The following is a 20,598-nucleotide window of genomic DNA, read 5'->3' on the forward strand; positions in this document are numbered from 1 at the left end:
CGTTTTTCTTCCTCCTCCACGTCGGCGAATTCTCTGTTGATTAAAAGTAGTGTCTGATTCAGTTTTTAATTCCTTAATACCCTTGGCTATTGTATTCCTGTCTACTCCCAAAACTCGGGCTATGTAAATAATTCCACCACGACCAAGTTTTACGGCTTCTATCGCTGCATATTTTCTTTGCTCTTTTTCAGATAAAGACTGATGATGTTTTCGCATTAAATCCGTAATTTCGTCTGAGTAACACATAAATTAAGTTAGTAACAAATGATTTAAATCAAAAAATCCTGGGCGACATAAGAAGAACCAAGTAGGTATAATATTTGACATCTCTACCGCAACATAAACCTATTCATATTCACTCATTTATTTATTATACATCGCTGATGTTATTAAATTTTCATTCCTTTGATCTGCATTTAATCTTTAGAAATTATTGAAGGAGATTTACCGAATCGGGCTCAAAAGCTGGTAATAGAATGGGCTACCTTGTACCAGAAAGAACTGCTGGATATGTGGAATAGTCAAGAGTTTAGTAAACTTCCGCCATTAAAATAAAAGTAATTGCTCAACTAGGGCGAAAAAGGGAGCGATCAGTAGAGAGAGCTTGTTGAATAGATTGATAAGCAGTCAAGCCCTGACGCTTGCCAGTATTAACAATTGAACGAACAGCAGCAAACAAATCTCGCCCCCATTCCGAACGGAAGCCATTAGTCACACGGCGGAATATTACACTCATCCGAATCGCCTGTTCACTACTATTATTCGTGGGTGGAATTGTCGCATCTTCCAGAAATAGAAATAAATTGTCAATTAGCCCACTATAGCGTTTTCGTAACCGCATACCATCCGGATGGTGTGGCGCTAAATTCAAAATCCCGGTTAATCTTTCCTGTAAATTTTCTCGATATCGATTGAGTCTGGCATCGTCGATTTTTTCTCGTCGTCGATGGATGATAAAAGCCCTTAATAATAACCTCTTCATCGCTGGGGCAAAAATTCTGTCCCCTGCATCGATCGCATATTGGCAATCCCGCAGTTGATGGGCCAAACACACTTGCCATTGTGGGGCTGGGTGATTTTTTTGAGCGCTAAATAAATCTGACACCCAGATATCAGGACGGTGTTCTGCTAGAACTTCGTTAATTACCCCAGTCCCTCGACTCGGGCGGATAACGTGTAAACAAACATCCTGGTTCTGAAACACCCACTCCCACTGATTTTGTCCGTTAACTCTCGCACTCGTTTCATCTGAACAAATTAATTTTGCCCGCCGCAACCGATGGAGTATTTGAGTTACTTGGTCATCTAAACTCGTTTTGACTTTCTCTAATAGGTTGGCGATTGCTCCTTCTGATATCTTGAGTCCAAATACAGATGCCAATATGGACGACAGCCGTTCATAGCTGATGGCATGAGTGTAACGCAGATATGTTACTAAGCTTTGAATTGAACTGCCAAACGGTGAACCTGGTTCCATCCCCAATGGTACAGGTGCAACATATTCGGTCTGACAGCAGGCACACTGACCACCATAACGTTCGATTCGGGTGACGATGGGGTGAATTGGGGGTAGTTCGATGTTTTCGTAGACAGATTGCAATTTTTGGGCAGCAGTGGTGACTTTCTCTCCACACTGGGGGCAATTTTTGAGTTGGGCGATGATTGTTTGGTCGGGTTCAGGATGTAGTTCTCTTCCCCCTCCTGCTCTTCCTACGCTCCCGGCTCTTTTTACCCCCTCAATTTTCGATGGCTTAATATTGGCTTTGAATCCCTTCGACGGCGGAGTGCTAGAATTTTTGCTGGTTTTGGTGGGAACTTTATTTGGTTTTGCTTCCCCTGTAGTGGCTAAAGCGGCGGTGAGTTTTTGGATTTCTTGCCATAGCTCTACTATCAAGGCTTCTTTCGCCTCGTTCGATAGTTGCTTTAAGTCGGGGAGTTTTTCCATTTCTTGATCTAATGTCTATCTCGTCTTCTTGTCAAGGGGGTTGAGCAATTACAAATAAAATAACTGTGATTGTTTTATGAAACCTGAGCGCATTGTTTCTGCTAAAGCTATTGACGATAACACCTTGATTGTCAAGTTTGCCAATCTTGAAATTAAGAAATATAACATCTCTAAGTTATTAGACAATCCGATGTTTGCGATGTTAAGCAATCCTGGCTTTTTCAGGAATTATAAAATTGAACCTGGTGGTTATGCACTGGTTTGGAATGAAGATATCGATATCAGTGAATATGAACTTTGGCAGAATGGAGTCAGTTGCACGGATGAGGAAATTGAGCAATACATTGAATCTATTCATAATTCGTTCGGAGGTAAGCACGATCCTGCCAGAATTATTTGATGCAGTCTAATTGTTAGTAACATTACCTGAATCTAATTTACACCGGGGTGTTAGAGGGGCAATTGTAGATTGTTATGATGATGGAAATTACGAGGTAGAATTTAGCGATCGCTGTGGCGAAACGATAGCTTTGTGTACTCTGTCTACCGAGCATTTTTTAGTTGTTTGGAAGTCGAAAGAAAGGCGTTGGTTGTCTGTATCTGAGCTATTAGCTGCGATGGTTGAACGTTTGTCTGATGAACGCCAGCAACAAATTTTACAGTTTGCGCGTTCTGTGTCTCAGAAATAGTCTGTTTTTGGCGGGGTTTTGAGAGGAATCAGACAAACTCTGTACTTGGATTTCAAGGCTGCCGATCGATTGTTGTCCGCTTGTATGTCACAATAAACAAGCAATTATTATATTTTGAGTTATCCTGTGAGTCCTACTGCCGAAGTCAGCAATACCCTAAATGCGGGCGCTCTACCAACCGTTACCGCTACCGCAGCCCGCCGCGCTGTTTTTCCCTTCACTGCGATTGTTGGCCAGGAGGAGATGAAACTGGCGCTGCTGTTGAATGTCATCGATCCCAAAATTGGCGGGGTGATGATTATGGGCGATCGAGGTACTGGTAAATCTACCACAATCCGCGCCCTCACTGATTTGCTGCCGGAAATTGAGGTGGTGGCTGACGATCCTTTTAACAGTCATCCCACCGATCCGGATTTGATGAGCGATGAGGTGCGCGATCGCACTTTATCTCAAACTGACCTTAAAATCGCCCGCAAGAAAGTTCAAATGGTAGATTTACCTTTGGGCGCTACCGAAGACCGAGTTTGCGGTACGATCGACATTGAGAAAGCTTTGTCGGAAGGTGTTAAAGCTTTTGAACCAGGGCTTTTAGCTAAAGCTAACCGCGGCATTCTTTACGTTGATGAAGTCAATTTGCTCGACGATCATTTAGTCGATGTTTTGCTCGACTCCGCCGCCAGCGGTTGGAATACTGTTGAAAGAGAAGGCATTTCGATCCGCCACCCGGCTAAGTTTATTTTAATCGGTTCCGGGAATCCAGAAGAAGGAGAATTGCGGCCGCAGTTGCTCGACAGATTCGGGATGCACGCAGAAATTCGGACTGTAAAAGACCCGAATTTAAGAGTGGAAATTGTCGAACAGCGATCGAGTTTTGACCAAAATCCACCGGAGTTTCTCGCGAAATATCAACACGAACAAGATGATATGCAGCAGAAGTTGGTGGAAGCTCAGGAAAGGTTGAAATCGGTAACTATCGATCGAGATTTGCGAGTAAAAATCTCCCAAGTTTGCGCTGAATTGGACGTAGACGGACTGCGGGGCGATTTGGTCACAAACCGCGCGGCGAAAGCTTTCACGGCTTTGGAATGCCGCACAGAGGTGACTGTGGACGATATTCGCCGGGTGATGACTCTGTGTTTGCGGCACCGATTGCGGAAAGACCCGCTAGAATCAATAGATTCAGGCTATAAAGTGACAAAAGTGTTCGATCGGGTATTCGGCCTAGAAGCAACTGAGGGGTAATTGGTAATTGGTAATTGGTAATTGGTGGTGATGAAACATTTCCCAAATTTTTAATACCTCATTTCCCATTTCCAATTACTAATTTCTGCAATGGAAAAACGAATTTTAGGATTAGATCCGGGTTTAGCAAATCTTGGCTACGGGGCAATTTCCTGTCAAATTGTCCCCGGCAAACAAGATAAAAACAGCGTTTCCCTGATTGATTGCGGCGTCATACAAACAACGCCAAAACAGGAAATGGGACAGCGGTTGAAAACAATTTACGACGATTTGCACGAGGTAATTGAACAGATTAAACCCGATCTAGCAATTGCCGAAAAACTGTTTTTTTACAAGATGGGAAATACCATACTTGTAGCCCAAGCGCGGGGCGTTTTGACGCTAGTATTGGCGCAGTGTGGAGTGCCGCTGTTCGAGTTTACGCCGGCTCAAATTAAGCAAGCTTTGACCGGCCGCGGTAATGCGGATAAATCGGAAGTGCAAGAGGCGGTGGCGCGGGAGTTGGAGTTGGGTTACATTCCGAAACCCGACGATGCGGCGGATGCTTTGGCGGTGGCTTTGACTGGTTGGTACGATGATGATATTTGTCCGAAGAAAATACAGTTGGAAACAGGAAAAATTTGAGGCAATATCAAATCATCGGCAAATTAAGCACAAATCCGGGCAAGACATCTTCTCCCGATAAACTCACAGGAAATTGTACAATCTCTACTTCGCGAGAATGGCGATAAATTTCTACTTGTTGGTCTTGTGGATTAATCAGCCAACCCAAGCGCAAGCCGCTGTTTAGATATTCCTGCATTTTCTCCTGAAGCGGCCGCAGGGGGTCTGTGCGCGATTCCCTTCGGGATAGCTTCGCTTCACGCAATTCTATGACAAAATCAGGACAAATTGGCGGAAATTTCTCTTGTTCTTCTGCTGTTAAAACAGACCATCTTTCTAAGCTAACCCAAGCTGCGTCTGGAGAGCGATCGCCATTATTAGGCAAGCGAAAAATTGTAGAAGAACTAAACACTCTCCCTAGCTGGGTTTGACGGTTCCACAAGCCCAAATCTGTAATTAAATCGGCTTCTCGATTGCCGCTAACTCCGCCTACTGGTGACATAATAATGATTTCTCCTTTAGCAGTCCGTTCAAATTGCCAATCTCGATTCATCTGGCATAAACGGTAAAACTGTTCGTCTGTTAGTTCGACAGTATCTAAGTTTAAAGTAACGGTTGTCATTTTTCCTAACTCCCTAGAAATATGAGTTATACTAACCTATTTTAGCGCCGCTTTTTGTCAATTATAATCTCCCTCCTCATAGCTCTAACTTAAGCTTTAATACGGGGTTCAAGCCCCAGCTCGACTATTACGAAGTGCAAAAAATCCGTGGAAAAGGTAATTAAGTTCGATCGCCCAATTCCCACGTAAATCAAAAAAATGCTATAATATCACCTTTAATTGCTAAAATTGTCCCGCAAGCAGAGAAAACAGGAAAATAATATGGTGATTATTACCTCACAACAAATTGCCCAATTTCGCTCGCAATTAGCAGAATATCCCGCAGCCCTAAAAGCCCTCGATGAAATCGAAGATTGCGAAGGTAACATCGAAGATGCAGCGATATCTCTAGCAATTCAAGCCGGACAAGAACCGAATATATCAGAAAATTGGTTAGACGGGTTGGCAAAAAGATGCCGCGTTGCTATCTGCAAATCAGAGGTTAAAGAAGAGTTGACAAACGGACAATTGAATGCAGCATTTAGAGATTTAGTGGCAGCAAAAACTTGCCCGGAGATTTTGGTGACTTCGGTGATTATTTATGTATTTAAAACTGGGGTGAATGATTTTTGCGAGCCTCTAGAATATCAACTGTAAAGCCATCGCTACATTTAAAAAGTAGGTGAGGCGAAGCTATCCCCAAGGGTAAGAAATCGCCCTCATTTCTCAAAACACGATACAACCAGGCGATCGCCATTCTTGTCTACCCCTGTGCACTGCTGTACCCCGCCGGCACCAAATCCGGCGACAAACCCAAAGATTTCCCCAGCAAACGAGCAAGTTGCACTAAAAAATTAGCAGTATCTTCGTCACCTTCGCGGGCCATTGAAGCCGATATCTGGATTAGCATTTGCACAAATCCCGCATCAATTAAATCGGAACAGGAACTCAAAACCTCTGGTTCTTGGCCGTTGGGACAGGTAAGCACTCGCTCGATTAAGTTCAAATAAGCCTCTTGGCGTTCTGGATTCATTTTGGGAGGATCTGTACAGTAAATAATTTATTATTACGTTTAACTCAGTCCTGTCAATCAGGCGATCGAATATGCGATCCCCATCTTTCCTCTAGAAACTCCATTCAGTCGGGAATAGACAGAAGCTTAAAGAAAATCTTAAGTTTATCCATGCTAGTTTAGTCGAGGTAAGGTGGGCCTAGGCGCACGCTAGGATTGAAGGTAAGGTGCGCCCATAAACACCCTACGATTCAAGGGAATTAAGAATATACAAAATGAAAATAGGAATATTTTTAGGCAATCTAGGAAATCCCGCTATCTACTATCCCAAACTAGCCAACATCACCGGCGGAGTCACAGCCAGTATTTTTCTGTGCCAATTATTGCAATGGCAAGCACAACATTCTTACTCCGGCGAATGGGTGAAAACTAACAGCAGTGAAATAGAAAAAGCCACGGGTTTAAATCAGGAAGAACAGAAATTAGCGAGACAGCAACTCAAAGTGCGATCGCTCCTGAAAGAAAAACTACCAAATCCCAACACGGAAACCCTAGAACTCTGGGCGGACATTGACGCTTTCGAGGAAAAACTAAATAACTTCGGGACAATTAATGCTGCGGATATGATAACACATACAACCCGCGAAAACAACAATCACTCTGTAGAAATATTCCCCGAAACATCACCCCCAAATCATACAGTTAAAACCGACAAATATTTCGGGCAACCCCGCCAGCAAATAGCGGTTGCTGTCACCCCAAATTACCGATTTAGCGGCCCTTGGAACTCCCAAGAACAACTGCACAACTTTCAGCGAGCTTTAGAAGAATACGCAAAAGAACACAGCTTAGGATTCGGTCATCCTTCGGGATGGGCATTTAAAATTATTGACGGTATGACAAAAGGCTTAACCTCGAATTTTTGGGAGGAATTTGTCGCCGGAATCCCTTTAGGAGAAAGTCAGAAAGTTAAGCGAGATTGGGAAATCGAGCCGGAAGTGCCTTATCCGGCCTTTGAAGAGGAGCGAATTCAGTATTACGTCCACAAAGGAGAACCGTTAGAAGCAGCAGTCTCCAGAGCTCGTGCTGACTTGAGAAACCCGGTTTTGGGGAAAGATTTGTGGGAGGGATTTTTGCGAAAGTGCGATCGTATTGCTGATGATGCACTCAAAGCCAAAAGCCAAGGTGTTGACACCCCATATTTGCCCTCTTCCTTCAACGAAAAACCGCAAATCACCAAAGATAGCGTGATGCGGAAATTAGGGGCGATCGCGCCGCAATTAGCCCTCAATCAATCTACATCTGACCAGATTCCAGCACTGCCGAAACTTGCTGAAACAGCATCGCCAACTCCCGCCGAAATTCCCAGTATTTCCTCTTTGCAAAAAGCTTACCAAACTCCTCTCGGCCGAAGTATAGTTGAAAAACAAATCGCTGCAAACCCGGACTGGGGCTACGAAATAGTTGACGGTGAAATCGTAGAATCTATCCCTTTTTAATGAGGCTGATATGAAACGAATTAGCGAGATCAATCCGCTGGGGGAAGAGCGATCCAACCCTTCTGAGGAAGAGAGAGAAAAACTGCGGGGGGAAAGGTTGCAGCGAGAAAGAGATGAAGCATATCAAATGTTAGTTGAACTCTGCAATTTTGGCGAATATGACATGGCCCAGCAGTTGGCCAATCGACATTTTAATTGGGGTTATGAAGTAGTTGATGGGATTGTGATGGAAAGGATAGATTAGGTTCGCATTTATCCCATTTGTCACTTCCATGGGCGGGCAAGATGCCCGCCCCACAAAAAATTTAATATGTCGTGGAACAGGCATCTTGCCTGTTCCTAAGAATGGTACAAATTGACTGTCACAATCTCTATGTTATAATTATAACTAAAACTTAAATACCTATCAAAATATGACAACAACTATTAACGCCAAAAATATAACGCTCGGTGAAGTAAGTCAATTTTTGAAATTCCAAGAGCAGCTTAATAATGACACGTACACAAATTTTTTATCCTTAGAATCCTTAACAGAGATAGAACAGTTAGATCTCGCCCAAATCCGCAAAGATTTTCGCGAATACCTCTCAGTGGAAAGAGTCTCTGAAGGACTGGTACAGGCTTTAACTACGTTTCCCTTAATGCGATTGGCTGGCTTCTACCGCCCAATCAAGATGAGTCTAGAACAAGACATCGCTAACATAACTATAGAAGATGAAGACACAACGATTACAGGCAGATTTGACATTTTAGCAATCAATAAAGAGAAACAAATTGCCGCTGATATACCATTTTGGATTTTAGTAATAGAATCTAAAAATAGTCTAATTGCTCCCCGCGCTGGTTTGCCCCAACTTCTAACTTACGCCTCTAAAAGTTTAGAAGATCAAGAGTCTGTTTGGGGATTGGCAACTAGCGGAGAGTTTTATCAGTTTGTCAATATCCGCAGAGGAAATCCCCCAACCTATCACCTAATGCCCTTTCTGACTTTGATGGAGCCTGAACCTTCAATTTTGTTGCTGCAAGTTTTAAAAGCTATTTGTAAGCTATAGCAGAAGGAAGAAGAAGGATTAAAGTCCTTAGTACAAACATAAAAAAAGAGGCAGGGAAAATTCCCCGCCTCTAATCTGCAATGACTGTTAACCTAAAATTTAGATTAGCCAGCCAATACTTTTTAGTAGCCTCTGGTGTTAGGCTTGTGGACGATGAAGCTCAGCACTTGGCACTGCTTCACGTTGTCAAAACCCATGACGCGGATGTAGCACGTCGGATTTTCTTGGCGGCAAGCTTGAATTTCAGACATGATTTCTTTGACGCTGCGAGCACCAAACAAAGGCAACTTCCACAAAGTCCAGTAGCGCATTTCAGCAGCAGAGGTTTCGTTGAATTCTACGCCGGGAATGTAGCCTTGATCCAGGATGTACTGGAGTTGCTTGGCAATTTGGGCGTCATTCAGCGGGGGCAAATAGGACAGAGTTTCGTAACGACGCTCTTTAGGTAAAGTCTTCATTTTTTGTATCTCTAAGGTGTGTGTTCGATCGCACTTGTCGATCGATTAACTCGACAAATTATCCAGATTCGGTTCAGAATCTATTGATGTTTCAGGATTACTGCTAGAAACAGACCAATTAAGTTGCGTAGTTCGCTCTAAATGCTGGCGTCTGTGTTCCATATTCGCCTGTTGAATGCCAGTAGAAACCATTTCTGGCAAATATTCTGTCACATCGTGAGCCAGATACTCTCGCACAGTCATGATCCGAAATCCTAAATCTTGATTTTCCCTCAGCAACTCTTGAATGTAAGCTTCTCCATCTTGGATTTTGGCCTTAGTGGAAAAGTCGTTCAACCAGATTGCCAGAGGAGGATTGGTTTCGCTCAACTGAGCGACCACCATCCGCACGGATTGATAGGTTAGGTAACTTGCCAGCACCTTAGCGGTGTCTTTCGCAACTTGTTTGAGATCCATTTTTGACCCCAGCTCCCTCAAATTTTAGATTTTGGATTTTAGATTTTGGATGCAAACTTACTGGTAAATCTTCTTCAAAGATAAAGACTTCCCAGCAAGTTTGCGACCTAAAACCTAAAATCTCAAACCCAAAATCATCAAACAGTATCCATTGCCTCGAACTCAAACTTAATTTCTTTCCAGAGTTCGCAAGCAACAGCCAGTTCGGGGCTCCACTTACAAGCTTCGCGGATCACGTCGCCGCCTTCGCGCATCAAGTTGCGGCCTTCGTTACGAGCTTGGACGCAAGCTTCCAAAGCCACGCGGTTAGCAGTTGCACCAGGTGCGTTGCCCCAAGGGTGGCCCAAGGTGCCGCCGCCGAACTGCAAGCAGGAGTCGTCGCCGAAGATTTCAACCAAGGCTGGCATATGCCAGATGTGGATACCACCAGAAGCAACCGGCATGACACCGGGCATGGAGGCCCAATCTTGGGTGAAGTAAATACCGCGGCTGCGGTCTTCTTCGATGTGGTCTTCGCGCATCAAGTCTACGAAGCCCATCGTGATGCCTTTTTCGCCTTCGAGTTTGCCCACAACTGTACCGGAGTGCAGGTGGTCGCCGCCGGACATCCGCAAGCACTTGGCAAGCACGCGGAAGTGGATACCGTGGTTTTTCTGACGGTCAATCACGGCGTGCATGGCGCGGTGAATGTGCAGCAAGATACCGTTGCGGCGGCACCATTTGGCCAAGGTGGTGTTTGCAGTGAAACCACCGGTCAGGTAGTCGTGCATGATGATGGGGGTTTTGATTTCCTTAGCGAACTCAGCCCGCTCCATCATTTCTTCGCAGGTGGGGGCAGTTACGTTGAGGTAGTGACCCTTGACTTCGCCGGTTTCTGCTTGAGCTTTTTCAATAGCTTCTTGAACGAACAAGAAACGATCGCGCCAGCGCATGAACGGTTGCGAGTTGATGTTTTCGTCGTCTTTGGTGAAGTCCAAACCGCCGCGCAGAACTTCGTAAACGGCACGGCCGTAGTTCTTAGCAGACAGACCCAATTTGGGCTTAATTGTACAGCCCAGCAAAGGACGGCCGTACTTGTTCAATTTGTCCCGCTCAACGGTAATACCGTGAGGAGGGCCTTGGAAGGTTTTCAGGTAAGCAATGGGTACCCGCAAATCTTCCAACCGCAGAGCGCGCAGGGCTTTGAAACCGAAAACGTTACCGACCAAAGAGGTCAGCAAGTTTGTGACGGAACCTTCTTCAAACAAATCCAAAGGATAAGCAATGAAGCAGATGTATTGGTTGTCTTCGCCGGGAACTGGCTCGATGTCGTAGCAGCGACCTTTGTAGCGGTCGAGGTCGGTCAGGAGGTCAGTCCAAACAGTCGTCCATGTACCTGTAGAAGATTCAGCAGCCACAGCAGCTCCAGCTTCTTCTGGGGGAACTCCCGGCTGCGGTGTGACGCGGAAAGCAGCCAAAATATCTGTATCTTTCGGCGTGTAGTCCGGCGTGTAATACGTTAGTTTATAGTCTTGAACTCCGGCTTTATACCCAGCCTTTGATTGAGTTTGGGTTTGCGCGTAAGCCATATCTCGCTTCCTAGTATTCGCTTAATTTTTTTGCCCGATCGCAGGCTGTTAAAAATATATCAATAAACTGGCGCTCTGGAATTTTAATATTCTTTTAATCATCATAAGTATTATTTATTTTGCTTTACATTAGGAAAATATTTGTAACATATCTTATAGAATGTAAGCGACCAAGGATGCAGGAGGAAAGGCTGGGGATCGCAGAGCCGGAAGAGGAATTTCGCTCGATCGAAATATATTGTGCAGCGAGCCGAACAGCGGATAAATACTGTTTATGTAAAGAATTTAATACTTAAAAATCAGAATTGGTAATGGGTAATGAGTCAGCGGAAATTAGTTAGAAATACCTAAAGCTGTGGTTGGCAGTTGAGATCGATCGCCCGATCGATCTCAACTACAATTTAGTATGTAGCAATTTAAAATCTCAAATCTCAAATCTAAAATCCCGTGACTCTCAGACCGCCAACTCAAAAATCGACAGCATAGCACATAATATGGACAGGACTTGTGCAGCAAGCTTGTTTCTCAAACCAAATCCGTCGTTACAGCAATTTAACCTCGCTGAAAACCTGGTTTCTGCCTTAGCAGCGCGTAAGTCTACTATGGATATTTAGCCCCATTTTTACTCTGGTTGTGCCTCACCCCCCTTCAAAAGCCGTCCACTGCATCAATCCAGATTGCCCAAGACCCTACCCTCAGACTTGGGGCAACAATTTTTGTCATAGTTGCGGGGCACCGCTGCGGCTAAAAAATCGCTACGTGCCTCTACAAGGCCTCGGTTCCGGGGGTTTTGCAGCGATTTTCACAGTTTGGGACACAGAAACTCAAACCGAGCGCGTCCTGAAAGTGTTGCTCGAAACTGCCCCGAAAGCGCTGAAACTGTTCGAGCAAGAAGCTTGGGTTTTGGCACTTTTGCGGCACCCTGGCGTCCCTAGAGTCGATCCTGACGGTTATTTTCACGTCCAAACCCAAAATTTTGCAGGCGGCGAGGAAAATCCTGCTGCGAAGCGGCTGCCTTGTTTGGTAATGGAAAAGATTCACGGCAAAACTTTAGAAGAGGTTCTCGACGAACACCCTCAGGGCTGCCCGCAGGAATGGGTGTTTAGTTGGCTGAGTCAAGCTGTGGAAATTTTAGAGGAATTGCACAGGTGTCAAATTATTCACCGCGACATTAAACCCTCAAATTTGATGCTGAGAGACCCGGAATCGCCCCAAGTTTTGCTTAACAAGGGTTTGGGCGGACTGCAATTGGTGGCGATCGACTTTGGGGGAGTTAAACAAATGGGCGGTGTCGAACGGGTGGGGAAAGATTCTCCGAGTTCGACGCGGTTGATTTCGCCCGGGTACAGTCCCCCGGAACAAATTGTGGGAGGCGGTGTCGTGCCGGCGACGGATTTTTATGCGCTGGGGCGGACTTGCATTCATTTGCTGACGGGGAAGTATCCGGCGGAAATTGAAGATCCGATGACGGGAGAGTTGCGGTGGCGCCACATTGTATCTGTGAGTCCGGCTTTGGCGAATTTGTTGGACGATATGGTGCGATCGAACGTACAGCAGCGTCCGGCGACGGCTGGCGATGTTAGGGCGCGTTTGCAGGAGATTTATGCTAGGAGTAAGGGCAAAATCGCGATCGCCCCTGCGGGTCAAGCTATTTTAGAATTCTGCCGGCAAGTAGTGGTGGCGGGGGCGCAAAAAACGGCAAGTTTGACGGTTTTGCTGTTCGGCGCGATCGCCCAAATGGTGGTAGCTTCTCTGGATACCGGCTGGGAAATGGTGCTCGGTGGCGTTGGTGGAAGTGCGGGGGCGATCGGCGGTTTGGTTTTGGGCTATGCTTCGCCTCTAGGCCCGCAAATTGCCAGTTTTCTGAATGAAGGTTTGCACCAATTAATTCCTAATATGACTTTCGCTGTCGGGCCCGAAGTGCTGCTGTTTGGGTTTGCGGGGTTGGGAACTGCGATCGGTTTGACGGATGCGGGGAGTTTTCGCCAGCAAAAACAGTATTGGCTGTCTGGATTGATGGGAGCTCAGGGCTATTTGTTGGCGGGTTTGTGCTGGATGGAAGCAACAGCTTCTAGCGGCGTGCAGGGGGTTATTTTGGGAGCTTTTGCGATCGCCTCTCTGACTGTGGGAATGGGTTTGCGCAGCCATCAATTAGTTCACGCTTTGGTAGTGGCTGTTTTCTCTACGGGAATGTTTCTGTTTCTGAATGCTTGGAACATTTTTCCGGGGAGTTTCTTGGGGATTTTGTCACTGTCTAACGCTACATTAGGCTGGCTGCAAATTTGGGGTTCAATTGTATTTTTTGGTTTGTTGGGAAGTGCGATCGGGCTTTGTTTGGGAGTGAGTCATTATTTAATTGTGCCGCTGTTAAGGTGGTTGGGTTGGCGGTAAAAATAAATACCAAATCAGTATGCAAATCAAGTCGCTGTCAATTAAACCAGTCTCAAGATTTTCAATGGTTTGTACTCTGGCGATCGCCCTTGTGCTCGGTGGGGCTAATCTAGCCAAAGCCGAATCGCGCGATCGAACCGTTGATAGATTAACGGATTTCTTGTTCTACAAGGTTAATCCTGAACTCAACAATCGCAAACTGCAAGCTGGCGATCGCAACTATATCAATGAATGGCAGAGATTACGCGCAGAAATCGATCCGCGAGTTAAGCCCGCACAAGAAGTCTGCAATAGGCCCGAACCAGGAGATATAGGATGGGAATTCACAGTAATTAACGGCGAAACATACGAGCAAACCTACGATCGCCTTGCAGATATAATTTTTTATAGCCGTCATCCTCAAACGACAGGGCAGCAAATTAGTATAGGTGATAAAGCCAGCAGCAATGAATGGTTAGCAATTCGACGCGAGATGTTTATTTCTAATTGTGGACTGTGAGATTCGATCGCATCACATTGAAGCATTGATGGAGGACAAATCTGCATGAATTACAGAAAGATGATGGCTCTGTTGCTGCTAGCATTAATTGGAGTCTGTGCCGGCTCTTCTACGAAAGCTTCAAATCCTGCCAAAACAGCACAGGAATCTGTAGCAATATCGAATGCAGGCGTTGCAAAATTTGAGGGTGATTCTTGTGGGGTAGGCGTCCCGCCTGCTTTGAAAATACAGCGGACAGGCGGGACGCCCATCCCACAAAACAATCAAAATCATCCCGCAATTTTGCAACGCCACAATGCGATCCCTGACTTTTGGACAAACCAAAACGATGTTAGAGCCGATCGACATTCGATCGCAAATGTCAAAGTCTCGCAAATCGAGAGTCCGAGAAAATCGGCGCCTGTATCGTGTTCGCTAGAGGAATACCGAAGCTTTTTCGGGGACTTTGTTAGAGGCTACGACTATCAAAACAAAGAGATACGCAATACCTATACTTGGTCGGATATCCAAATCCGAGATTATCAAAATCCCAGCAAGCTTTTAAAGGTCATCGGTAAGCAAAACTACGATGATTTTAGAATTGGCTTAATCGACTATTCGTACATCTATGTGGACTCTTCCACAAAAAAACTTAGCCTCCGCGAGCAACTGAACAATAAACTGAAGATAAATGTCAAAAAAATCGATCGCCAAACATTCCGCGTAGATTATGTGAAAGCCGAGTTTGGTATAGATATGGAAGCAGAAGATAACAATGGCGATCTGATCCGCACTTATGGAGAACCCGGTGCTTATATTTTTGAGCATCGCAATGGATGTTGGAATTTGACGCAAGATTTGCGATCGCCAGTTCGATCGGGGACAGCACCCAAATGACCGATCGGTAAAAAATCCGGGATATCTACGGAGACAAAAAAACTCTTGTAGGGTTGGCATCTTACCTGCCCAAAAATCTACAATTTAGGTGCTAGAAAGCTTATAATCATCCATAACATTAAATAATAGCCTCAGAGTGCCATGTCAAAAATATTACTAGAATCTTTTCGGACAGCCTATGCAAATATGGAGTTATCGCCGCTGATAACTCCGAAAGAAGTGAAAAACTTCCGAGTAGAATACGGGACGGAAGTCCTCGAACAATTAGAGCAATTAGTCGAAGATGACCCTTCCGGTAGGGGGAAAATTATTTTTAGCGGACATCGCGGTTGCGGCAAGTCTACACTGTTGGCGGAGTTTTGCCGCCAGATGGACGATCGCTATTTTACCGTCTTTTTCTCAATTTCCGACTTGATTGAAATGTCGGATGTTAATCATATCAATATTTTGTTTGCGATCGCTGTTCAGTTGATGGATGCAGCCGAAAAACAGCAAATTCCCATCAAAAAATCCACTAAAGACTCATTTGAGAAGTGGTTTGCCACTAAAACTAAAACAACAATTGACGAATTGGGCGCCAGCGGATCGGTGGGGTTTGACTTGTTTAAGATGATTACAGGCAAGTTAAAAGCTGATGCAACGATTCGTGAAGAAATCAAACAAGAATTTATTCGCAAAGTTTCTGATTTGGTGGCGACAATTAACGAGATTGCTGCCGTAGTTCAAGAAGGCGCGAAAAAAGACGTAATTGTAGTGATTGATGACCTGGACAAGTTGGATTTAGGTGTCGTCCGCCAAGTTTATCAAGAACATATCAAAGCGCTGTTTTTGCCGAATTTTAGGATGATTTTAACAACTCCTATTTCCGCGCTGCGAGATGTCTCTTTAGCCGCTACCGTGGAAACGGAAACTAACGATCAAATCGTGTTCATGCCAGTCACAAAGCTGTTTAAACGCGGCGAAAGCCGGAATGCTGATGCTGTTGCAATGGCGGAACCGGCGGCGAGATTGAAAGAGATTTTAGCTAAACGTTTGGGAAGCGAATTGATCGAACCGGAAACACTCGAGCGCGTTGTCGCATACAGCGGTGGAGTATTGCGAGAATTGATTAGAATTGCTAACGAATGCTGCCGCATTTGTTTGCGGTTGGTGCGGCGGAATCCAGAAGCAGCAGTTAAAATTAATGCTGAGGTGTTTGAGGAAGCGATTAATAAATTGCGGATCGATTTCGATACCCGTTTGGGAACGACTGATTATGAGATGTTGATTGCAACTTACAGAGATTTTAAACCTGCTGACCCGAAAGCACAAGGGTTTTTGGACTTGCTGCACGGGTTGTATGTTTTGGAGTATCGCAATGGTGTTTTGTGGTACGACATTCACCCGATCGTGCTAGAATTGTTAAAGCAGCGAGATGATTTTCCGCGTGAATAATTTCTTTTATAGTCGGCGGTTGAAAGGGCGGTTGAAACCGCTTCTACACAAACGAAGTCTCCGCAAAGGGGGACTAAGGTAATGTCTGAGTCCAAAGTCGATCCCCCCTAACCCCCCTTAATAAGGGGGGGAGAAGAGTATTCTCAAAGTCCCCCTTATTAAGGGGGATTTAGGGGGATCGAGACTTCGATACAAATGACAAACAATTATGTCGAATCTCAACAGTCAAAACCAAGATAATTATGAAGATTTACTCGTGTCAATTGAAGCGGGTAAAGATATTCTCAACTTGCTAATCGCAGTTTGCGATGATAGCGACTGTCGCGATCGCCTGATTTCCGATTATGAAGCACAACTCGAACCGGATATCCGCCGCTATCGCGTAGAATTGGCGAGGGGTGAACCGAGTTTGCGATCGGCGATCGCCAATTTAGTCGAACAAGAAGCATATTTGCAGCAGCGGGGAAAAGCCGTGATCACCGTGACGGGTGTGGAAAAACTGCGGTTTTTTAAACAATTTGGCGAAAGTCGATCGGAACAACAAGTGTTTTTTGGTTATTTGCAATGGACGCGGGAAGCATTGCGGGAGTTTCCGTTTTCGATTGTCTTGTGGGTGACGCGACAAATTGAAATTCTGATTAGCAATGAGTCTCCTGATTTTTGGAGTTGGCGGAAAGGTGTATTTCGGTTTGATACGAAAAAAACTGCGGCTGTTCCCAAAACAGAATTTGAACCGTTTCGAGCCATAGTTGAAGAGGACGATCGCGAACCGCCGAGTTTGATTCCGCTGGAAGATTTGCAGGATTTAATCGCGCGAACCGAACAGAAAAAAGGACTCCAAGACCCCAGTTTGGCAAGTCTTTATGCGAGTATGGGGAAGATTTATGACAGAAGGATACAGTCGGGAGAGTGCGAAAATTTTCAGCAAGAGTATGAATTGGCGATCGACTATTTTAAAAAGGCGATCGCCCTTCAACAAGAGTTAGATGTGGAACGGGCATTATCAAGTAGTTTAAATTACCTCGCCGCACTTTATTATTTCCAAGGCAGGTATTCGGAAGCGGAACCGCTGTACTTGCAAGCAGTAGAAATAGACAGGCGCTTGCTCCCAGAAGACCATCCGGGTTTAGCCATTCACCTCAACAATTTAGCTGAACTTTATCGTTCCCAAGGCAGGTATTCGGAAGCAGAACCGCTGTATTTGCAAGCAGCGGAAATAGACAGGCGCTCCCTCCCAGAAGACCATCCCTGCTTAGCAACTAATATTAACAATTTAGCCGGACTTTATCAATCCCAAGGAAGGTACTCGGAAGCGGAACCGCTGTATTTGCAAGCATTAGAAATAGACAGGCGCTCGCTCCCAGAAGACCATCCCAGTTTAGCCACTAGCCTCAACAATTTAGCCGGACTTTATCAATCCCAAGGTCGCTACTCGGAAGCAGAAACGCTGTATTTGCAAGCATTAGAAATAGACAGGCGAACCCTCCCAGAAGACCATCCCGGTTTAGCCATTCACCTCAACAATTTAGCCGAACTTTATCGTTCCCAAGGAAGGTACTCGGAAGCGGAACCGCTGTATTTGCAAGCAGTGGAAATAGGCAGGCGAACGCTCCCAGAAGACCATCCCAGTTTAGCCACTCGCCTCAGCAATTTAGCCGGACTTTATGAATCCCAAGGCAGATACTCGGAAGCGCAACCGCTGTATTTGCAAGCATTAGAAATAGGCAGGCGAACGCTCCCAGAAGACCATCCCAGTTTAGCCACTCGCCTCAACAATTTAGCTTTACTTTATCAATCCCAAGGAAGGTACTCGGAAGCGGAACCGCTGTATTTGCAAGCATTAGAAATAGACAGGCGCTCGCTCCCCGAAGACCATCCCAGTTTAGCCACTCACCTCAGCAATTTAGCTTTACTTTATTATTACCAAGGCAGGTACTCGGTAGCAGAACCGCTGTGTTTGCAAGCTGTGGAAATTCTTCGCAGCAAGTTGCCCGCAAACCACCCCAACATTCAGGTTGTGTGGAAAAATTATGTTGGGTTGTGGCGGGAAGGAATCAGTCAAGGACATTTGACATTTGATCAATTGCAAAAACATCCTTTCGGGGAACAGTTATTAGCAGAAATTCAGGAATAAATAAAAATATCGCTCTTAGTTACAAATATTGTTAAAATGTACAATATGCAGCCTAAATTATAGATTATTTAGTCGAAAAGTAACGTAAACATTCTATAGCAAAACAAAAGGACAAAAAAATGGGCAGAGTCACCGCAACAATAACCGTCACCAATCACATCGATGAAATTCTGGGAGAAAGAGGGTTCATCTCCGCAGAGCAAATACGCTCTATCACCATCGATAACGTCTTAGTCGATACAGGCGCAACTCGACTCTGCTTACCAGCAGATATTATCAGTCAGTTGGGTTTGCCAATGCTAGGTGAAATCGACGGACATACGGCAATAGGAACCCGAAAATTTCGTCTGTTCAAAGATGTCACTCTTGCCGTAGCTGGCCGGGAAGGCAGGTATGATTGTGTAGAAATTCCCGCAGGAGAAGAACCTTTACTCGGCTTAATTCCCCTCGAAGATTTGGGTTTAGAACCAGACTTGAAAAATCAGCGGTTGATTGTTTTGCCAGCAGAGGGAAGCCAAAGTTATATTCGGGTATAAAATCCCGATAATTTTCGCCTCTTACTCTTAGTCCCCCTCTGCTCGGACTTGGTTTGACAAGAAGCGATTTCAAGCTCCGAATGATCGACGAGTATGGAACCCGGATTTGATATTATAAGTAATATCCAGAAATAATATTATATTTTTGCACTAAAATGTCAGTCACTACTCATCAATTAATTCAGTGGAAACAACAAGGGCGGTCAATTGTTGCCCTGACAGGTTATGATTATGCGATCGCCCAACTCATCGATCGAGCAGGCGTAGATATCATCCTAGTCGGCGATTCCCTCGCCATGACAGTCTTAGGCTACGAAACTACGCTACCGCTAACTCTCGATGAAATGCTGCACCACGCTAAAGCTGTGCGCCGTGGAGTTGAACAAGCATTAATTGTTGTCGATTTGCCGTTTTTGACATACCAAGAAAGTCCGCAGCAAGCCATGCACTCGGCCGGGAGAGTTTTGAAAGAAACAGGCGCTCAAGCTGTAAAATTAGAAGGTGGATATCCAGCAATGGCCGCCACAGTTTCGCAACTGACATCCGCCGGAATTCCGGTGATGGGACACGTCGGTTTAACTCCGCAGTCGGTACACCAACTCGGTTATAAAAAACAAGGAAAAACTGCCCAAGCAGCCGATCGCATCATAGCAGAGTCGATCGCGCTTCAAGAAGCTGGTGCTTTTGCGATCGTCTTAGAACACATTCCCTCAGACTTAGCGGCTCAAATTACCCAAAAATTAACTATACCTACCATTGGTATCGGGGCCGGGCCGCACTGCGACGGTCAAGTTTTAGTTACTTCCGATTTGTTGGGACTTTCTGAAAAACAGCCGCCTTTTGCGAAAGCTTACGCCAATTTGCGAGAAACGATTACCCAAGCTGTCAAAGATTATTCCCTCGAAGTTAGAGAACAAAAATTTATAGAATAAATTCGTAGTGTGGGCTTCAGCCCTCATAAAACTCGCTCAAACTAAGCTGTTGCGGCATTTATCTTTAACTTTTGGGGCGCGTTTTACTGCCCCCACACGATAGTTTCAAGAAATAAAATAGTCAAAATTAATTCCTGTACAGCTTAATATTAAATGTGGCTTAAATACCCCTTTCTTTCTTAGCCTATTGGAAAGGAAAGAAAATTTGTTGAGGAGCGTTTCAACCGCACACTTAATACCAAAATGGGCTTAAACACGCCTTATTTCTTAATCTTTTAGAGAGGAACGAAACTTTGTTGAGGAGCGGTTTCAACCGCAGACTTCATACCAAATCTGGCTTAAATACCCCCTTTATTTGTTAGTCTCCAAGAGAGGGGCGAAAGTTTGTGTACGATCAATTTCAACCGCTGAGTCAGAGCGCGGATTTCTAACCCGGATTCGGTATAAGTTCCTCACTACAAACCTAATTTACATCTTCGGCTGACCCTCTTCCTCATTCTCCTTCTCCTTCGGAACCGATTCATCATCACCTAGACCTACCCCTTCCTTGAAACTCCGCAGCGTTTTGCCCAAAGCATTTCCCAACTCAGGAATTTTCTTGGGGCCAAAAATTAGAATAGCGACTACCGCAATAATGCCCATTTCGGGCAATCCCAGACCAAACATACAAA

The 20,598-nt window shown here is 45.0% G+C and carries 23 protein-coding genes and 1 pseudogene; 16 read left to right on the forward strand and 8 right to left on the reverse strand.

The annotated features are described in order from the left end of the window. Window positions 1–246: pseudogene (locus E5S67_RS13500) on the reverse strand (ISAzo13 family transposase); the annotation flags it as partial. A gap of 186 nt (window positions 247–432) precedes the next feature. On the opposite strand from E5S67_RS13500, the gene E5S67_RS34740 reads away from it, so the two are divergent. Then, entirely contained in the window at window positions 433–555 is a 123-nt protein-coding gene (locus E5S67_RS34740) for a DUF4160 domain-containing protein (protein ID WP_422614746.1), read from the forward strand. Window positions 556–565: 10 nt separating this feature from the next. Here E5S67_RS34740 and tnpC read toward each other — a convergent pair whose 3' ends face one another. Beyond that, window positions 566–1,945, reverse strand: a complete 1,380-nt coding sequence (gene tnpC / locus E5S67_RS13510) for an IS66 family transposase (RefSeq protein ID WP_172187980.1) — start codon at window positions 1,943–1,945, stop codon at window positions 566–568. Window positions 1,946–2,021: 76 nt separating this feature from the next. Between tnpC and E5S67_RS13515 the strand changes: the two genes are divergently transcribed. The 4 genes from E5S67_RS13515 to ruvC all read left to right on the forward strand — a co-directional run bounded on the left by E5S67_RS13515 (window position 2,022) and on the right by ruvC (window position 4,500). Next, on the forward strand, window positions 2,022–2,345 hold the full coding sequence (locus E5S67_RS13515) for a DUF2442 domain-containing protein (protein WP_172187981.1): 324 nt from the start codon (window positions 2,022–2,024) through the stop codon (window positions 2,343–2,345). A gap of 10 nt (window positions 2,346–2,355) precedes the next feature. Next, window positions 2,356–2,634 (forward strand): DUF4926 domain-containing protein, encoded by a 279-nt coding sequence (locus tag E5S67_RS13520; RefSeq protein ID WP_246276776.1) that lies wholly within the window; start codon window positions 2,356–2,358, stop codon window positions 2,632–2,634. A gap of 126 nt (window positions 2,635–2,760) precedes the next feature. Next, window positions 2,761–3,876 carry a magnesium chelatase ATPase subunit I gene (gene bchI, locus E5S67_RS13525; protein WP_339382863.1) on the forward strand — a complete coding sequence of 372 codons (1,116 nt, stop codon included), beginning with the start codon at window positions 2,761–2,763 and terminating at the stop codon, window positions 3,874–3,876. Window positions 3,877–3,966: 90 nt separating this feature from the next. Then, window positions 3,967–4,500 (forward strand): crossover junction endodeoxyribonuclease RuvC, encoded by a 534-nt coding sequence (gene ruvC, locus E5S67_RS13530; RefSeq protein WP_172187982.1) that lies wholly within the window; start codon window positions 3,967–3,969, stop codon window positions 4,498–4,500. Between the two features lie 7 nt (window positions 4,501–4,507). On the opposite strand, the gene E5S67_RS13535 is transcribed toward ruvC, so the two are convergent. Further along, complete coding sequence (locus E5S67_RS13535; protein WP_172187983.1) at window positions 4,508–5,101, reverse strand: Uma2 family endonuclease; 594 nt, start codon at window positions 5,099–5,101, stop codon at window positions 4,508–4,510. Between the two features lie 261 nt (window positions 5,102–5,362). Between E5S67_RS13535 and E5S67_RS13540 the strand changes: the two genes are divergently transcribed. After that, window positions 5,363–5,737, forward strand: coding sequence for a hypothetical protein (locus tag E5S67_RS13540; RefSeq protein ID WP_172187984.1), 375 nt, complete (start codon window positions 5,363–5,365; stop codon window positions 5,735–5,737). Window positions 5,738–5,843: 106 nt separating this feature from the next. Here the strand turns inward: E5S67_RS13540 and E5S67_RS13545 are convergent, their stop codons facing one another. Next, on the reverse strand, window positions 5,844–6,113 hold the full coding sequence (locus E5S67_RS13545) for a hypothetical protein (protein WP_172187985.1): 270 nt from the start codon (window positions 6,111–6,113) through the stop codon (window positions 5,844–5,846). A gap of 254 nt (window positions 6,114–6,367) precedes the next feature. Between E5S67_RS13545 and E5S67_RS13550 the strand changes: the two genes are divergently transcribed. The 3 genes from E5S67_RS13550 (at window position 6,368) to E5S67_RS13560 (ending at window position 8,643) form a co-directional block, all read left to right on the forward strand. Further along, window positions 6,368–7,591: a hypothetical protein gene (locus tag E5S67_RS13550; protein ID WP_172187986.1), complete on the forward strand. Its 1,224-nt coding sequence runs from the start codon at window positions 6,368–6,370 to the stop codon at window positions 7,589–7,591. Window positions 7,592–7,601: 10 nt separating this feature from the next. Continuing rightward, complete coding sequence (locus tag E5S67_RS13555) at window positions 7,602–7,835, forward strand: hypothetical protein (RefSeq protein ID WP_172187987.1); 234 nt, start codon at window positions 7,602–7,604, stop codon at window positions 7,833–7,835. 169 nt (window positions 7,836–8,004) lie between these two features. Next, window positions 8,005–8,643, forward strand: a complete 639-nt coding sequence (locus tag E5S67_RS13560) for a restriction endonuclease subunit R (protein WP_172187988.1) — start codon at window positions 8,005–8,007, stop codon at window positions 8,641–8,643. A gap of 122 nt (window positions 8,644–8,765) precedes the next feature. Here E5S67_RS13560 and E5S67_RS13565 read toward each other — a convergent pair whose 3' ends face one another. From E5S67_RS13565 to E5S67_RS13575, 3 genes are all read right to left on the reverse strand, one after another. Next, entirely contained in the window at window positions 8,766–9,101 is a 336-nt protein-coding gene (locus E5S67_RS13565) for a ribulose bisphosphate carboxylase small subunit (protein ID WP_172187989.1), read from the reverse strand. A 45-nt stretch (window positions 9,102–9,146) separates the two neighbouring features. Continuing rightward, a complete protein-coding gene (gene rcbX, locus E5S67_RS13570; protein ID WP_172187990.1) occupies window positions 9,147–9,557 on the reverse strand; it encodes a RuBisCO chaperone RbcX in 411 nt (136 codons plus the stop codon). 137 nt (window positions 9,558–9,694) lie between these two features. Further along, window positions 9,695–11,125, reverse strand: a complete 1,431-nt coding sequence (locus E5S67_RS13575; protein WP_172187991.1) for a form I ribulose bisphosphate carboxylase large subunit — start codon at window positions 11,123–11,125, stop codon at window positions 9,695–9,697. 633 nt (window positions 11,126–11,758) lie between these two features. On the opposite strand from E5S67_RS13575, the gene E5S67_RS13580 reads away from it, so the two are divergent. The 7 genes from E5S67_RS13580 to panB all read left to right on the forward strand — a co-directional run bounded on the left by E5S67_RS13580 (window position 11,759) and on the right by panB (window position 19,927). Beyond that, a complete protein-coding gene (locus E5S67_RS13580) occupies window positions 11,759–13,516 on the forward strand; it encodes a protein kinase domain-containing protein (RefSeq protein ID WP_172187992.1) in 1,758 nt (585 codons plus the stop codon). A 64-nt stretch (window positions 13,517–13,580) separates the two neighbouring features. Continuing rightward, window positions 13,581–14,015 carry a hypothetical protein gene (locus E5S67_RS13585; protein WP_172187993.1) on the forward strand — a complete coding sequence of 145 codons (435 nt, stop codon included), beginning with the start codon at window positions 13,581–13,583 and terminating at the stop codon, window positions 14,013–14,015. A gap of 45 nt (window positions 14,016–14,060) precedes the next feature. Continuing rightward, window positions 14,061–14,891, forward strand: coding sequence for a hypothetical protein (locus E5S67_RS13590; RefSeq protein WP_172187994.1), 831 nt, complete (start codon window positions 14,061–14,063; stop codon window positions 14,889–14,891). A gap of 141 nt (window positions 14,892–15,032) precedes the next feature. Beyond that, window positions 15,033–16,325: an ATP-binding protein gene (locus E5S67_RS13595; protein ID WP_172187995.1), complete on the forward strand. Its 1,293-nt coding sequence runs from the start codon at window positions 15,033–15,035 to the stop codon at window positions 16,323–16,325. Window positions 16,326–16,533: 208 nt separating this feature from the next. Next, entirely contained in the window at window positions 16,534–18,459 is a 1,926-nt protein-coding gene (locus E5S67_RS13600; protein ID WP_172187997.1) for a tetratricopeptide repeat protein, read from the forward strand. Window positions 18,460–18,578: 119 nt separating this feature from the next. Beyond that, window positions 18,579–18,995, forward strand: coding sequence for an aspartyl protease family protein (locus E5S67_RS13605; RefSeq protein WP_172187999.1), 417 nt, complete (start codon window positions 18,579–18,581; stop codon window positions 18,993–18,995). Window positions 18,996–19,150: 155 nt separating this feature from the next. Next, entirely contained in the window at window positions 19,151–19,927 is a 777-nt protein-coding gene (panB, locus tag E5S67_RS13610; protein ID WP_172188001.1) for a 3-methyl-2-oxobutanoate hydroxymethyltransferase, read from the forward strand. 468 nt (window positions 19,928–20,395) lie between these two features. Here panB and tatA read toward each other — a convergent pair whose 3' ends face one another. Continuing rightward, complete coding sequence (tatA, locus tag E5S67_RS13615; RefSeq protein WP_172188003.1) at window positions 20,396–20,593, reverse strand: twin-arginine translocase TatA/TatE family subunit; 198 nt, start codon at window positions 20,591–20,593, stop codon at window positions 20,396–20,398. Window positions 20,594–20,598: the final 5 nt, after the last annotated feature.

It is taken from the genome of Microcoleus asticus IPMA8, from assembly GCF_013179805.1.
In the GTDB taxonomy this organism is placed as follows: domain Bacteria; phylum Cyanobacteriota; class Cyanobacteriia; order Cyanobacteriales; family Microcoleaceae; genus Microcoleus; species Microcoleus asticus.

Bases quoted from the DNA above. Each gene is read 5' to 3' on its own strand.
- E5S67_RS13575 (WP_172187991.1), bottom strand. From the start codon at position 11,125: ATGGCTTACGCGCAAACCCAAACTCAATCAAAGGCTGGGTATAAAGCC.
- E5S67_RS13540 (WP_172187984.1), top strand. From the start codon at position 5,363: ATGGTGATTATTACCTCACAACAAATTGCCCAATTTCGCTCGCAATTA.
- E5S67_RS13600 (WP_172187997.1), top strand. From the start codon at position 16,534: ATGTCGAATCTCAACAGTCAAAACCAAGATAATTATGAAGATTTACTC.
- E5S67_RS13555 (WP_172187987.1), top strand. From the start codon at position 7,602: ATGAAACGAATTAGCGAGATCAATCCGCTGGGGGAAGAGCGATCCAAC.
- E5S67_RS13590 (WP_172187994.1), top strand. From the start codon at position 14,061: ATGAATTACAGAAAGATGATGGCTCTGTTGCTGCTAGCATTAATTGGA.
- E5S67_RS13605 (WP_172187999.1), top strand. From the start codon at position 18,579: ATGGGCAGAGTCACCGCAACAATAACCGTCACCAATCACATCGATGAA.
- E5S67_RS13585 (WP_172187993.1), top strand. From the start codon at position 13,581: ATGGTTTGTACTCTGGCGATCGCCCTTGTGCTCGGTGGGGCTAATCTA.
- panB (WP_172188001.1), top strand. From the start codon at position 19,151: ATGTCAGTCACTACTCATCAATTAATTCAGTGGAAACAACAAGGGCGG.
- tnpC (WP_172187980.1), bottom strand. From the start codon at position 1,945: ATGGAAAAACTCCCCGACTTAAAGCAACTATCGAACGAGGCGAAAGAA.
- E5S67_RS13545 (WP_172187985.1), bottom strand. From the start codon at position 6,113: ATGAATCCAGAACGCCAAGAGGCTTATTTGAACTTAATCGAGCGAGTG.
- E5S67_RS13550 (WP_172187986.1), top strand. From the start codon at position 6,368: ATGAAAATAGGAATATTTTTAGGCAATCTAGGAAATCCCGCTATCTAC.
- E5S67_RS13595 (WP_172187995.1), top strand. From the start codon at position 15,033: ATGTCAAAAATATTACTAGAATCTTTTCGGACAGCCTATGCAAATATG.
- rcbX (WP_172187990.1), bottom strand. From the start codon at position 9,557: ATGGATCTCAAACAAGTTGCGAAAGACACCGCTAAGGTGCTGGCAAGT.
- E5S67_RS13560 (WP_172187988.1), top strand. From the start codon at position 8,005: ATGACAACAACTATTAACGCCAAAAATATAACGCTCGGTGAAGTAAGT.
- ruvC (WP_172187982.1), top strand. From the start codon at position 3,967: ATGGAAAAACGAATTTTAGGATTAGATCCGGGTTTAGCAAATCTTGGC.
- tatA (WP_172188003.1), bottom strand. From the start codon at position 20,593: ATGTTTGGTCTGGGATTGCCCGAAATGGGCATTATTGCGGTAGTCGCT.
- E5S67_RS13515 (WP_172187981.1), top strand. From the start codon at position 2,022: ATGAAACCTGAGCGCATTGTTTCTGCTAAAGCTATTGACGATAACACC.
- E5S67_RS13565 (WP_172187989.1), bottom strand. From the start codon at position 9,101: ATGAAGACTTTACCTAAAGAGCGTCGTTACGAAACTCTGTCCTATTTG.
- E5S67_RS13535 (WP_172187983.1), bottom strand. From the start codon at position 5,101: ATGACAACCGTTACTTTAAACTTAGATACTGTCGAACTAACAGACGAA.